The organism is Anaerotignum lactatifermentans DSM 14214 (genome assembly GCF_900142265.1).
Classification (GTDB): domain Bacteria; phylum Bacillota; class Clostridia; order Lachnospirales; family Anaerotignaceae; genus Anaerotignum; species Anaerotignum lactatifermentans.
Window position 1 is genome coordinate 18,268 of the sequence record NZ_FRAH01000023.1, and the last position, 13,083, is coordinate 31,350.

Below are 13,083 nucleotides of genomic sequence, written 5' to 3' on the forward strand. Positions count from 1 at the left end.
AACGAAAGGAGCTGAAACGAATTGAAGAAGATTAAGAGCTACACGGGTATCTGGAACGTGGAAAAAGTGCTGTACGCAATCAATGACTTTACTCTCCCGTTTCCCGTTACCTTTACCCAGATAACGTGGTTTGTCATTACGGAGTTTGCCGTCATTCTCTTGGGGGACTTACCGCCGTTATCGTTTATCGAGGGGGCATTTTTAAAATACTTCGGTATTCCCGTTGCCCTCACATGGTTCATGAGCCAAAAGACCTTTGACGGCAAGAAGCCTTACAGCTTCTTGAAATCGCAGATTACATTTGCCCTGCGACCAAAAGTGACATATGCAGGAAAAGCCGTGAAGCTGGAAAAGGAAGTGTTCAGCGAACCCGTCACGGCGGTTAGGAGTGTGATGTATGTTCCCGATTAAGTATATCGACAACAACCTTGTCTGGAACAAGGACAATGAGGTATTCGCCTATTATGAGCTGATACCGTATAACTATTCTTTTCTGTCAGCGGAACAGAAATTTATCGTCCATGACAGCTTTCGTCAGCTTATCGCACAGAGCCGTGAGGGGAAGATACACGCCTTGCAGATAGCAACGGAAAGCTCCGTCAGAAGCATACAGGAACAGTCAAAAAAGCTGGTAACGGGGCGACTTCGTGATGTGGCGATACAGAAGATAGACGAACAAACAGAAGCCCTTGTGTCCATGATTGGCGACAATCAAGTGGACTACCGCTTTTTTATCGGCTTCAAGCTCATTGTGACCGAGGAAAAAGTCACTCTGGAAAGTGTGAAGAAATCGGCGTTTATGACATTCAAAGAGTTCTTGAACGAGGTCAACCATACGCTGATGAATGACTTTATCTCTATGCCAGATGATGAAATCAACCGCTACATGAAAATGGAAAAACTGCTGGAAAATAAAATCTCCCGCCGTTTCAAGTTCCGACGCTTGGATAAGAACGACTTCGGCTATCTTATCGAGCATATCTACGGCAGGGACGGCGTGGCGTATGAGGACTACGAATATTCGCTTCCAAAGAAGAAGCTGAAAAAGGCAACGCTCATCAAGCAGTACGACCTTATCCGTCCGACCCGCTGTCTGATAGAGGAAAGCCAGCGATACATAAGGCTGGAACATGAGGACAGCGAGAGCTTCGTGTCCTACTTTACCGTCAATGCGATTGTGGGTGAGCTGGACTTCCCGTCCAGTGAGATATTTTACTTCCAGCAACAGCAGTTCACTTTCCCTGTTGATACGAGCATGAATGTAGAAATCGTGGGAAACAGAAAAGCGTTATCGACTGTCCGCAACAAGAAAAAGGAGCTGAAAGATTTAGATAACCACGCCTATCAGTCTGGGAGCGAAACCAGCTCAAATGTGGTGGACGCATTAGACAGCGTGGACGAGCTGGAAACCGATTTAGACCAGAGCAAGGAAAGTATGTATAAACTTTCTTACGTTATCCGTGTGTCAGCTCCCGACCTTGACGAGCTGAAACGACGCTGTGATGAGGTCAAGGACTTCTACGACGACCTCAATGTAAAATTAGTCCGACCTGCTGGGGATATGCTGGGGCTTCACTCTGAATTTCTCCCCGCCAGCAAGCGTTATATCAATGATTATGTGCAATACGTCAAGAGTGATTTTCTGGCGGGGCTTGGCTTCGGTGCGACGCAACAGCTTGGCGAGAATACAGGTATCTATATCGGCTATTCCGTGGACACAGGAAGAAATGTATATTTACAGCCGTCCCTTGCTTCACAGGGTATCAAGGGGACAGTCACCAACGCTCTGGCTTCTGCCTTTGTGGGAAGTCTTGGCGGTGGAAAGTCATTCTGCAACAATCTGATTGTCTATTATTCCGTCCTCTTTGGCGGGCAGGCGGTCATTCTCGACCCTAAGAGCGAGCGTGGCAACTGGAAAGAAACGCTCCCAGAGATAGCCCATGAAATCAATATCGTCAACCTTACCAGCGATAAGGAAAACGCAGGGCTTCTTGACCCGTTCGTGATTATGAAGAATGTAAAAGACGCTGAAAGTCTGGCGATAGACATTCTCACATTCCTTACGGGGATTTCCTCTAGGGACGGCGAGAAGTTCCCTGTCCTTAGAAAAGCGGTGCGAGCCGTGACCCAGAGCGATCAGCGAGGACTTCTCCATGTGATAGACGAGCTACGCAGAGAGGATACGGCGATTGCCCGCAACATTGCCGACCATATCGACAGCTTTACGGACTATGACTTTGCACATCTGCTGTTTTCCGACGGTTCGGTGTCTAACGCTATCAGCTTGGACAACCAGCTCAACATCATACAGGTGGCAGACTTGGTACTCCCCGACAAGGACACGACTTTTGAGGAATACACGACCATTGAACTGCTGTCCGTGGCTATGCTGATTGTCATTAGTACCTTTGCCTTAGACTTCATTCATTCAGACCGCAGTATCTTTAAAATCGTGGATTTAGATGAAGCGTGGGCGTTCCTCAACGTGGCACAGGGCGAAACCCTCTCAAACAAGCTGGTAAGAGCTGGACGTGCTATGCAGGCGGGCGTGTACTTCGTCACGCAATCCTCTGGCGACGTGTCCAAAGAGAGCCTAAAGAACAATATCGGGCTGAAATTCGCTTTCCGTTCTACGGACATCAACGAGATAAAGCAGACCCTTGAATTTTTCGGTATCGACAAGGACGACGAGAACAACCAGAAACGACTTCGTGACTTGGAGAACGGACAATGCCTGCTTCAAGATTTGTACGGGCGTGTGGGCGTGGTGCAGATACACCCAGTCTTTGAAGAATTACTGCACGCCTTTGATACCAGACCGCCCGTGAAAAGCGAGGTGGAGTGATGAAAGATAGGATAAAGGGGCTTCTGACAAAAAAGAAGCTCTTTCGTTTTTTCAAGATTGCTCTGATAGTCATTTTTACCTCTGTTGTGTTCCTCTCCCTGTTCGGGACGGTGGCTCATGCCACGGGGCTGGTAGATGATACCGTCAATGCGGATAACCTTTACTCACAGTACCCGCTGGAAAACTACCAGCTTGACTTCTATGTGGACAATAGCTGGGGCTGGCTTCCGTGGAACTGGCTGGACGGTATCGGGAAGTCCGTACAGTACGGATTGTACTGTATCACCAATTTTATCTGGACTATCAGCCTGTATCTAAGCAACGCCACAGGGTACGTCGTCCAGCAGGCGTATAAGCTGGACTTTATCAACGACATGGCAGACAGTATCGGCAAGAGCATACAGACCCTAGCTGGCGTAACGGAAAACGGCTTTGGAAGCACTGGCTTCTATGTGGGCTTCCTGCTTCTCATTATCCTTATCGTGGGTATCTATGTTGCCTACACGGGACTGATAAAGCGAGAAACCAGCAAGGCACTTCACGCCGTTATCAACTTTATTGTGGTGTTTATCGTGTCCGCTTCCTTTATCGCTTACGCTCCCGACTATATCAAGAAAATCAATGACTTTTCTTCGGACATTTCCACGGCTTCGCTGAATTTGGGGACAAAGATAATGCTTCCCGACAGCGACAGTGCGGGAAAAGACAGCGTGGACTTGATAAGGGACAGCCTGTTCTCCATACAGGTACAACAGCCGTGGCTACTTCTGCAATTTGGCAACAGCGATATAGAGGAAATCGGGGCTGACCGTGTGGAAGCTCTGGTATCGGTCAGTCCGTCAGCAGCCGACGGGGCGACCCGTGAGGACGTGGTGAAAACGGAAATCGAGGACAACGACAACGACAATCTGACGATACCGCAGGTCATTAACCGTCTGGGAATGGTGTTCTTCCTGCTTATCTTCAATCTGGGGATAACGATATTCGTTTTCCTGCTTACGGGCATGATGATATTCTCCCAGATACTATTTATCATCTTTGCCATGTTCCTGCCTATCAGCTTTCTTTTGAGCATGATACCCAGCTATGAGAACATGGCGAAACAGGCAATCGTGCGAGTGTTCAATACGATTATGACAAGGGCGGGAATAACGCTCATTGTTACGGTGGCTTTCAGTATTTCCAGTATGTTCTACAACATATCCACCGATTACCCGTTCTTTATGATTGCGTTCTTACAGATAGTGTGCTTTGCGGGTATCTACATGAAGCTGGGCGACCTTATGAGTATGTTCTCCCTCAACGCTGGGGACAGCCAGAGCATGGGACGCAGGATATTCCGTCGTCCTTATCTGTTCATGCGACACAGGGCTAGGCGTATGGAACACCGTATCGCAAGGGCTGTCGGTGCTGGAAGTGTCGCTGGTGCGGTGGCTGGTACAGTAGCCGGAACAGCCATGAATGACGGTTCTGGAAAATCTGTCAGAGCTGGTACGGGCAGAAAAGAACGCCGAGAAAATGCTTCTTTGGGAAGCCGAGCTGGTTCAGCCGTGGGTGCGGTGCTTGATACAAAAAATAAGGTCAAGGACAAGGCAACGGCTGTCAAGGAGAATATCAAGGATATGCCGACCCAGACCGCCTATGCCGTACACTCCGCAAAGGAAAAGGCAAAAGCAAATGTGTCCGACTTCAAGCGTGGCATTGTGCAGGGGCAGGAAACCAGACAGAGCGAACGTGCCGACAAGCTCCAACAGCATAGACAGAATATCGCTGACAAGCGTATGGAGCTTCAAAAGGCACAGGAAGCAAAACAGGTTGGAAGAACGACGGACGGATCAGCGACAACAGGAGCTACCCGTCCCCATGAAAGACCTGTCACCTCTTCTAAGACAGACACAGGAAAAATGCAGGAAATCAAGCGTCCTGCCACTACCGACAAGGTACATACCGAGCCGACCACGCCACAATCTGTCAAGGAACGTCCGCTGGCTTCAAAATCTGATGAACCTGTACCACAGAAACACGGGACAAGGCTTAACGGTGTGGAACTGAACCGACAGACCACCAGAAAAGAACGAAATATCAAGAAAGCGACCATAAACACCACGGAAAAGAAAGGACGTAAGAAATGAAGCTGAGACATATCGCCATTATCGGCAGTCTGTTTCCCTTTCTCATTGCGATAGTGCTTTTCTTTGGTGTGCTTATCAGTGCCGAGGACGACGACGGGGGCGGTGGCTCTTCCTCATGGGTTACGGGCATGAACCTTTCCGCAGAGGTCTTGAAACATCAGCCTATGGTAGAGAAATATGCTAAAGAGTACGGTATTTCCGAGTACGTCCCCTATCTGCTGGCAATCATACAGGTGGAAAGTGGCGGGACAGCTGAGGACGTTATGCAGAGTTCCGAGAGCATGGGCTTACCGCCTAACTCCTTAGATACAGAAAGCTCAATCAAGCAGGGGTGCAAGTATTTTGCGTCCCTGCTTTCTTCAGCAGAAAGTCAAGGCATAGAGGATATAAACGTCGTGGTACAGTCCTATAACTATGGCGGTGGATATATTGACTATGTAGCTTCCAACGGGAAAAAGCATAGCTTCACACTGGCAGAGAACTTCGCCCGTAACAAGTCGGGTGGAACAAAAGTCACCTACACGAACCCTATCGCTGTCGCCCGCAATGGTGGCTGGCGTTACGGGTATGGGAATATGTTCTATGTGGAGCTTGTCAGCCAGTATCTCACCGTCAATCAAGTATCGGGCGAGCTGGCACAGAAGATAATGAACGAAGCTCTGAAATATCAAGGCTGGGACTATGTGTACGGCGGGAGCAATCCTAATACTTCTTTTGATTGTTCGGGGCTGGTTCAATGGTGCTATGGCAAGGCGGGTATCAGTCTGCCGAGAACGGCACAGGCACAGTATGACGCTACCCAGCATATCCCGCTTTCACAGGCACAGGCTGGGGATTTGGTGTTCTTCCACAGTACCTATAATGCGGGAACATATGTAACTCACGTCGGTATCTATGTGGGAAATAACCAGATGTACCACGCTGGCGACCCGATAGGCTATGCCGACCTTACAAGCTCCTACTGGCAACAGCATTTGATAGGGGCTGGCAGAATTAAGCAATAGAAAGGAATGGAAATCATGTTCAAGAAGAAAGAAAAACCGATAAAGGAAAAGAAAGTCCGTACTATGAAAGTGGGGACGCATAAGAAGTCCGTCATTGCCCTTTGGGTGGTGCTTATCGCAAGCGTGAGCTTTGGTGTGTATAAGAATTTTACTGCTATCGACCAGCACACCACGCATGAGATAGAAACCATACAGCTCCGCTTGAATGACACCAACGGCATAGAAAATTTTGTAAAGAACTTTGCGAAGTCCTATTACACATGGAGCAACAGCAAGGAAGCAATCGAAGCAAGGACACAGGCTATCAGTGCATATCTGACACAGGAATTGCAGGATTTGAATGTTGATACGGTGAGAACGGATATACCGACCAGCTCCACAGTCACGGACGTACTAATCTGGGACGTGGAACAGTCTGGGGAGAACGCTTTTTCTGTCGTCTATGAAATAGATCAACAGATAAAAGAGGGCGACCAGACAAGGGACGTATCAGAAACCTATACCGTGACCGTCCATGTGGACGCTGACGGGGATATGGTGATTATCCAGAACCCGACCCTTGCTCCCGCTATGGAAAAATCCGATTATGAACCAAAGACACAGGAAGCAGACAACAGTGTGGACGCTGACACAATAAATGACGCTACGGCGTTTCTGGAAACATTCTTTAAGCTGTACCCTACTGCAACGGACAAGGAGCTTGCCTACTATGTAGAGGGAAATGCCCTTGAACCGATAAACGGAGACTATCTCTTTTCCGAGCTTGTCAATCCTGTATTTACGGCTGACGGCGACAACGTGAAAGTGAGCGTAGCGGTGAAATTCATTGACAATCAGACAAAGGCGACACAGATTTCACAGTATGAGCTGACGCTTCATAAAGATAGCAACTGGAAGATTATAAACTGAAATATATTGACATACATGCACCCTGCATGATACTCTATACATGTAAGGTGCATGTATGGAGGTGAAAATTTGCCACGAAATAAATATCCAGAAGAAACTATTCAAAAAATACTAGATGCTTCTTTAAAACTTTTTTTAGAAAAGGGATACGAAGAAACAACGGTATTAGATATTATAAGTGAAATGGGTGGACTGACTAGAGGAGCTTTTTACCACCATTTTAAATCAAAGGAAGAAGTCTTTGACGCTTTGTGCGAAAAACTTTTCTATGAAACTAATCCTTTTGAAAAAGCCAAAAGTCATAAAGAATTAAATGGATTGGAAAAATTAAAATTTGTCTTAAAAACCTCATTTGATGAAACGGAACATCATCAATTAAGTATGGCTTCAATGCAACTCATGGGAAGTCCAGCTTTTTTGAAAAAATTGGTTGAAAGTAATCAAGAGTTGGCTCCTATGTATCAAGAATTGATAGAAGAAGGAATAAAGGACGGCTCTATAAAAACAGAACATGCAAAATTACTGGCAGAGCTATTTGTTCTTTTAACTAACTTCTGGTCGATACCTACTATATATCCAATGACAACAGAGGAAACATGGGAAAAATTTTTAATGATTAAAGAAGTCATGGACAAATTAGGACTTCCAGTAATCGACGATGAAATCGTTGAACTATGCAAAGAAAATGCATAGGGAAAATAAGATTGTCGAAAGACAATTTTATTTTTTAACAATATACATACATACAACATGTATAATTTATAAAGGAGACCAGATATGAAATTCTATATTAAGCAAAATAAAGTTTTATTTGTCGCAACTATTTTAGTAAGTGTAATTGCTTCTTTAGGTTATGTGTTTATGGCTATACTCTTACAACAACTATTAGACATAGCCGTGGGAAAAGATATGCAACAATTTATAAGAATGGTATTGTTTTCTATTTTTTATTTTGCTGTACTGGGGATATTTCTATATCTTCAATCTTTACTCAGCAAAAAAGTGATATGTAAAATCATTCGTCAAATTCGTTCTGATGTATTCCGAGGAACAGTTAATCACAGTATAGAAGATTTCAACAAGAAGAATACTGCTGATTATATTTCTATTATTACAAATGATGTAAAAATGATAGAAGATAACTTTTTGCTTCCTCTTTTTGAAGTAGTTCAATATGCGGTTATTTTTACTGCGTCATTCTTGTTAATGATTTATTTTGACATTATCGTTACTATTTGCGTTATAGTAGCGATTGCTATAATGTTTCTTATTCCTAGTTTTCTGGGAAATTCATTGGAAAAAAGGCAACAGAAATATTCCTCAAAACTAGCGGATTTTACAGTTAGTCTAAAAGATATTTTGTCTGGATTTGAAATTATTAAATCCTATTCCATGAAACGATATGTAGTTCAGCGATTTAACAAAGAGAATGAGGAAACAATCAGCTCTAAATACAGTGTCGATAGATTGCTTGCATTAAATGAGGGTGTATCTTCTTTTCTTGCTCTTATGGTTCAGATAGTTGTTTTATTTTTATCTGCCTATTTCATTATCACGGGACGTATAACAGTAGGTACATTGTTAGGAATGGTACAAGTAAGTAGTAATTTAGCTAATCCTCTTATGATGATATTTACCAATGTTCCAAAGATAAAAAGTATACAGCCTATCGTTGAAAAATTGCAGAGTATCTCTAAATATTCATTGTCACATTCGCAAAAAGAACACATCAGTTCATTTGATTTTTGTGTTTGCACAAAAGACTTAGGTTTTTCCTATGATAAGCAAAAAGAGGTTTTAAATAAAATAAATTGTACTATTGAAAAAGGGAAAAAATATGTTGTTGTGGGAAAAAGTGGTTGTGGGAAAAGCACCCTTATTAAATTATTAGCGGGCTATTATTCTGATTATGCAGGTACAATCAAATACGATAATAGGGAGTTAGATTTACTTGATAGAAATGATGTGGCTCAACTATCTTCTATAATTCATCAGAATATTTATATGTTTGATGAAACTATACATGACAATATATGCCTACATGAAGATTATCCAAAGGAAATGATTGATAACGTTGTAATTGAAAGTGGACTAGCTGAATTTATATCAGAGCTTCCAGAGGGATTATTGTATCAAGTGGGCGAAAATGGGTCTAATTTATCTGGCGGGCAAAAGCAAAGAATTGCAGTTGCAAGAGCTTTAATTAGAAACAAGCCGATTTTGATATTAGATGAGGGTACATCTGCTGTTGATATGCAAACTGCTTACGATATTGAAAGTAGATTACTAGAGGTGGATAATTTAACGCTCATAACAGTTACTCATAATTTAAAAGCAGAATTATTAAATAAATATGATGAAATCATTTATATGGAAAATGGAAGTATTAAAGAAAACGGAAGTTTTGAAGAACTTATCAATACAGGCTCTCACTTTTCTGAATATTTCCGATTAAAGGAGTAAACAACGATATGATAGGACTTAAAAAGCGAGATATGAAAACTATTTTAAAAGCTGGAGCAAAAGCCAGAGGATTATCGCTATCGGAGTTCAGAGCCGAAATACAGGAGAATATTGACAACGCTGTGAATAGTCAAGACCCAGCAGTACAGGAACGTTTTAAAAAGTATTTTGGTAATAGAATACCGACACCGGAAGAATACATTTACACAATTACAAAGAAAACAAAGTTTTAAATGCTTATCCTGCTTCCTGCGGAGCAGATCAGCAGGATAGTTTATGAGAGGAAAAAGAAAACGAGAAGCCTATTTGCTTCCCGTCCCCTTGTATTTCATGATACCGTCAATCGTTCCTTGAATGATTTTGAGTTCTTCATCTGTCAGTTCATCAAGCGATACGTCTATCTGTCTGCGGATTGTAGATTTTTCTGCTTTCTCCTGTGGATAGAAGTATTCGTCAACAGAGATATGGAACATGGTCACTAAATCATGAAATAACTGGAAGCTGGGGTGTTTCCCTATATTCTCAATATCTGCGATATGACGTTCTCCGTAAAAGACCTTATCGCCTAAATCATTACGGGAAAGCCCAGCTTTTTCTCTCGCTTCTCTGATTGCCAGTCCCAGCGGACGGAAATCAAAGCTGTGCGTATCTTTCTTTTTCCTCATTTTAAATCACCTGTCATGAGTTTATACTTCATGACACATGATTAGAATGTGTTAAAAACACATATATCATGCGTTAATAATTCATATCAATATTACCTTGACGGTAAATAAAAAAAACCGTTCTAGGGTAATATCTTTTTCCATGTCTTTCAATCTAATTAGGACGGTTTTGGATAACCAGAGCTGTCCTTTTCTTTTGCACTCACGGTACAGCTCTGGATAAGGGGGTTGTGCCATGATTGCGTATCAGCGAATACGCCAGTATTCACAACTGAATAACCGCCTTACAATGGTTATCCAGTCAGCACGCCTTAAACATGAGTTAAAAATTCATATCGTAAACATAACAAAAACAGTCTGTTGGTACATTCATGTGCTGATTGACTGTTTTTGTTATTTATGAGAAGTTCAATATTTTTTTGAATTTCTTTCTTATACAGGTTAGCAAATCACCCACTCCTGTACCGATGTGGGGCGGAAAGAGGGATAGATACCTTTTACGTCTGGACAGAGAGGGGGTGAGATGATGAAACCGTCTGACTTCCAAAAAACAATCCAGTGTCAGTTTGACTGTAAGCTCAAACGTACTGTTAAGGGCGTTATCTGGAATTATAAAAAGGAATTAAAACGTCGTAAAGATAAAGAAATTCCTTTCTGTGAGCTTCCAGAAATCGTTGTTGAAAAGCTGGCTGTATGGGACGAGTACATGAGTGACTATACCGTGTTTGAGGTATGCGGTGTTGAAATCCGAGTGCTTGATGAAGAACTTTCAGAAGCATTAAAGCAATTATCGGAACGTAACCGTGAAAATCTTCTGATGTACTACTTTCTGGAAATGAGCGATACAGAAATTGCAAAAGCACAGAAAATTTCCAGAGCAGGAGTTTTTAAAAACCGTTATAGAGCTTTACAAAATTTAAAGAAAACACTGACAAAGGAGCGTGAATGAAACATGAAAAAAGGGTACAAACTTCCACCCTATCGACTTATTTCATCTGCTGTGGACGGAAATGAACAGTCTATTGAAAGAATACTGGCATTTTATGACCCGTACATATCAAAATGCTGTTTGCGTCCTCTGTATGATGAATACGGTAATGTTTATATCGTAGTAGATATGGAGCTTAAAGGACGTATCAGAGAAGCTATTATCAAAATGATTTTAGACTTCGATATTGGTACAGTTCCAACAGAAGAATAAAGCAATCATGGCAGGGCATGATTTGTTGAAATCCCCTCTTTCCTGTCCTGCCCTCTGCTTTTACACATGAGAGCCTATGGCTTTCGCCACTGTTCTTTGACAAGTGAATAAAGCAGACAGATACGTTTGTGATACAGCGAGCCACGGGGACTGTACGCCACGACCTTTTCCATAAGGGGAAGCGAGCGACCCATGCAGTGATCCGAGAGTGACCGTTGGAAAAGTCGCTTTGCCACGACCTGTATTCACAGAATAATGATACATCCGCATGGTGCGGTTCTGCCCACAGGAATGGGAATGGCTGAAATGCCAGTGGAGCTTGCCAAAGCCGTCTGTCTGCTTCCATAAGACACACAGTAAAGGGGGTGCATACTTATGAACAATACTGATGTGCCTATCTGGGAGAAGTACACGCTGACGATTGAGGAAGCGTCAAAATACTTCCGTATCGGGGAAAAGAAATTGCGTAAGCTGGCAGAGGAAAACCTCGACGCTGGCTGGGTGATTGTGAATGGAAACCGTGTGCAGATTAAGCGAAAACAGTTTGAAAAAATCATTGATACATTAGACGAAATCTAATGTCAGCGAGCCGTAGGTATGGTATAATAAAGTATAGCGTATCAACGGCTCATTCCTTGACGGAAAGGAGCTTCGCACTATGTCTAATGTAAAGAGAAAAGACAGCAAGGGACGCAATTTACGACTTGGAGAGAGCCAGAGAAAAGACGGAAGATACGTTTACAAATATACCGATATGTACGGGCAACCACAGTTTGTCTATGCTTGGAAACTTGTTCCGACAGACAAGACACCCGCTGGGAAACGTGAAGATTTGTCATTGAGGGAAAAGCAGAAAAAGATTAAGAAAGACCTCGACGACGGTATCAATACCATAGGTGGGAAAATGACAGTCTGCCAGCTCTACGCAAAGAAGAACAGCCAGAGAAAAAATGTGAAACGCAACACAGAAAAAGGTCGCCAGTACCTTATGAAAATTCTGGAAAACGACCCTCTGGGTGCAAGGAGCATTGATACGGTGAAGCTATCGGACGGTAAGGAATGGGCTATGCGAATGTATGAGAATGGCTTTTCCTACAAGACGATTAGCAACTACAAGCGTTCTCTGAAAGCGTCATTCTATATGGCGATTGAGGACGACTGTATCAGAAAAAATCCTTTTAACTTCAAATTGAGCGACGTTCTGGAAGATAATTCAGAACCCAAAGTCATTCTCACGCCAGAGCAGGAAGAAAAATTGCTTGCCTTTATGGAACAGGACAAGACGTACAGCAAGTATTATGATGAAGTGGTTATTCTTCTGGAAACGGGGCTTCGTATCTCTGAATTTTGCGGTCTGACAGTCCATATTGATATGGCAAACCGTATCATCAATGTAGACCACCAGCTATTGAAAGATACTGAAATCGGCTACTACATTGAAACACCTAAGACCAAAAAAGGGGAACGCCAGCTTCCAATGACAGAAAGAGCCTATCAAGCCTTTAAGCGAGTGTTACAGAACAGAGGAAAGGCAGAGCCTATCGTTATCAATGGTTACAGCAATTTCCTGTTCCTAAACCAAAAGGGCTTCCCTAAAGTGGCTGGTAACTATGTAAGTATGTTGCGTGGGCTTGTGAAGAAATACAACAAGACACATAAAGACCAGCTACCAAACATCACACCGCACTCATTCAGACATACCTACTGCACGAACATGGCAAACAAAGGAATGAACCCGAACACCCTGCAATACATCATGGGACATTCAAACATCACCATGACATTAGGGTACTACGCACACGGTACTTTCAATTCAGCGAAAGCGGAACTTGAAAGACTGGCTCTTGCTTCTTAAATCGGTGAT

At 43.1% G+C, this 13,083-nt stretch carries 13 protein-coding genes; 12 read left to right on the forward strand and 1 reads right to left on the reverse strand.

Going from position 1 to position 13,083, the window contains the following annotated elements; genetic code table 11:
• The first annotated feature begins 21 nt into the window (after positions 1 to 21).
• The 8 genes from BUB35_RS07760 to BUB35_RS07795 all read left to right on the forward strand — a co-directional run bounded on the left by BUB35_RS07760 (position 22) and on the right by BUB35_RS07795 (position 9,586).
• Positions 22 to 411 (forward strand): conjugal transfer protein, encoded by a 390-nt coding sequence (locus BUB35_RS07760; protein WP_072850670.1) that lies wholly within the window; start codon positions 22 to 24, stop codon positions 409 to 411.
• Positions 398 to 2,845: a conjugal transfer ATPase TcpF gene (gene tcpF, locus BUB35_RS07765; RefSeq protein ID WP_072850672.1), complete on the forward strand. Its 2,448-nt coding sequence runs from the start codon at positions 398 to 400 to the stop codon at positions 2,843 to 2,845. The genes BUB35_RS07760 and tcpF overlap by 14 nt, the downstream gene beginning before the upstream one ends.
• Positions 2,845 to 4,977 (forward strand): CD3337/EF1877 family mobilome membrane protein, encoded by a 2,133-nt coding sequence (locus tag BUB35_RS07770; protein WP_072850674.1) that lies wholly within the window; start codon positions 2,845 to 2,847, stop codon positions 4,975 to 4,977. The genes tcpF and BUB35_RS07770 overlap by 1 nt, the downstream gene beginning before the upstream one ends.
• A complete protein-coding gene (locus BUB35_RS07775; RefSeq protein ID WP_072850676.1) occupies positions 4,974 to 5,981 on the forward strand; it encodes a bifunctional lytic transglycosylase/C40 family peptidase in 1,008 nt (335 codons plus the stop codon). Before BUB35_RS07770 ends, BUB35_RS07775 begins: the two co-directional genes overlap by 4 nt.
• A 15-nt stretch (positions 5,982 to 5,996) precedes the next feature.
• The gene (locus tag BUB35_RS07780; protein ID WP_072850678.1) at positions 5,997 to 6,890 is read left to right on the forward strand and encodes a conjugal transfer protein; all 894 of its coding nucleotides are present in this window, start codon (positions 5,997 to 5,999) and stop codon (positions 6,888 to 6,890) included.
• Positions 6,891 to 6,959: 69 nt separating this feature from the next.
• A complete protein-coding gene (locus BUB35_RS07785; protein ID WP_072850680.1) occupies positions 6,960 to 7,583 on the forward strand; it encodes a TetR/AcrR family transcriptional regulator in 624 nt (207 codons plus the stop codon).
• A gap of 84 nt (positions 7,584 to 7,667) precedes the next feature.
• On the forward strand, positions 7,668 to 9,353 hold the full coding sequence (locus BUB35_RS07790; RefSeq protein WP_070088298.1) for an ABC transporter ATP-binding protein: 1,686 nt from the start codon (positions 7,668 to 7,670) through the stop codon (positions 9,351 to 9,353).
• Positions 9,354 to 9,361: 8 nt separating this feature from the next.
• Positions 9,362 to 9,586, forward strand: coding sequence for a hypothetical protein (locus BUB35_RS07795; protein ID WP_072850682.1), 225 nt, complete (start codon positions 9,362 to 9,364; stop codon positions 9,584 to 9,586).
• A gap of 69 nt (positions 9,587 to 9,655) precedes the next feature.
• Here the strand turns inward: BUB35_RS07795 and BUB35_RS07800 are convergent, their stop codons facing one another.
• Positions 9,656 to 10,018, reverse strand: a complete 363-nt coding sequence (locus tag BUB35_RS07800; protein WP_032509185.1) for a helix-turn-helix transcriptional regulator — start codon at positions 10,016 to 10,018, stop codon at positions 9,656 to 9,658.
• A 526-nt stretch (positions 10,019 to 10,544) separates the two neighbouring features.
• Between BUB35_RS07800 and BUB35_RS07805 the strand changes: the two genes are divergently transcribed.
• The 4 genes from BUB35_RS07805 (at position 10,545) to BUB35_RS07830 (ending at position 13,074) form a co-directional block, all read left to right on the forward strand.
• Positions 10,545 to 10,967: an RNA polymerase sigma factor gene (locus BUB35_RS07805; protein ID WP_021421704.1), complete on the forward strand. Its 423-nt coding sequence runs from the start codon at positions 10,545 to 10,547 to the stop codon at positions 10,965 to 10,967.
• A 3-nt stretch (positions 10,968 to 10,970) separates the two neighbouring features.
• Complete coding sequence (locus BUB35_RS07810; RefSeq protein ID WP_021421703.1) at positions 10,971 to 11,219, forward strand: helix-turn-helix domain-containing protein; 249 nt, start codon at positions 10,971 to 10,973, stop codon at positions 11,217 to 11,219.
• A 375-nt stretch (positions 11,220 to 11,594) separates the two neighbouring features.
• The gene (locus BUB35_RS07825) at positions 11,595 to 11,798 is read left to right on the forward strand and encodes an excisionase (RefSeq protein ID WP_021421702.1); all 204 of its coding nucleotides are present in this window, start codon (positions 11,595 to 11,597) and stop codon (positions 11,796 to 11,798) included.
• A 79-nt stretch (positions 11,799 to 11,877) separates the two neighbouring features.
• Positions 11,878 to 13,074 carry a tyrosine-type recombinase/integrase gene (locus BUB35_RS07830; RefSeq protein ID WP_072850684.1) on the forward strand — a complete coding sequence of 399 codons (1,197 nt, stop codon included), beginning with the start codon at positions 11,878 to 11,880 and terminating at the stop codon, positions 13,072 to 13,074.
• Positions 13,075 to 13,083 lie beyond the last annotated feature (9 nt).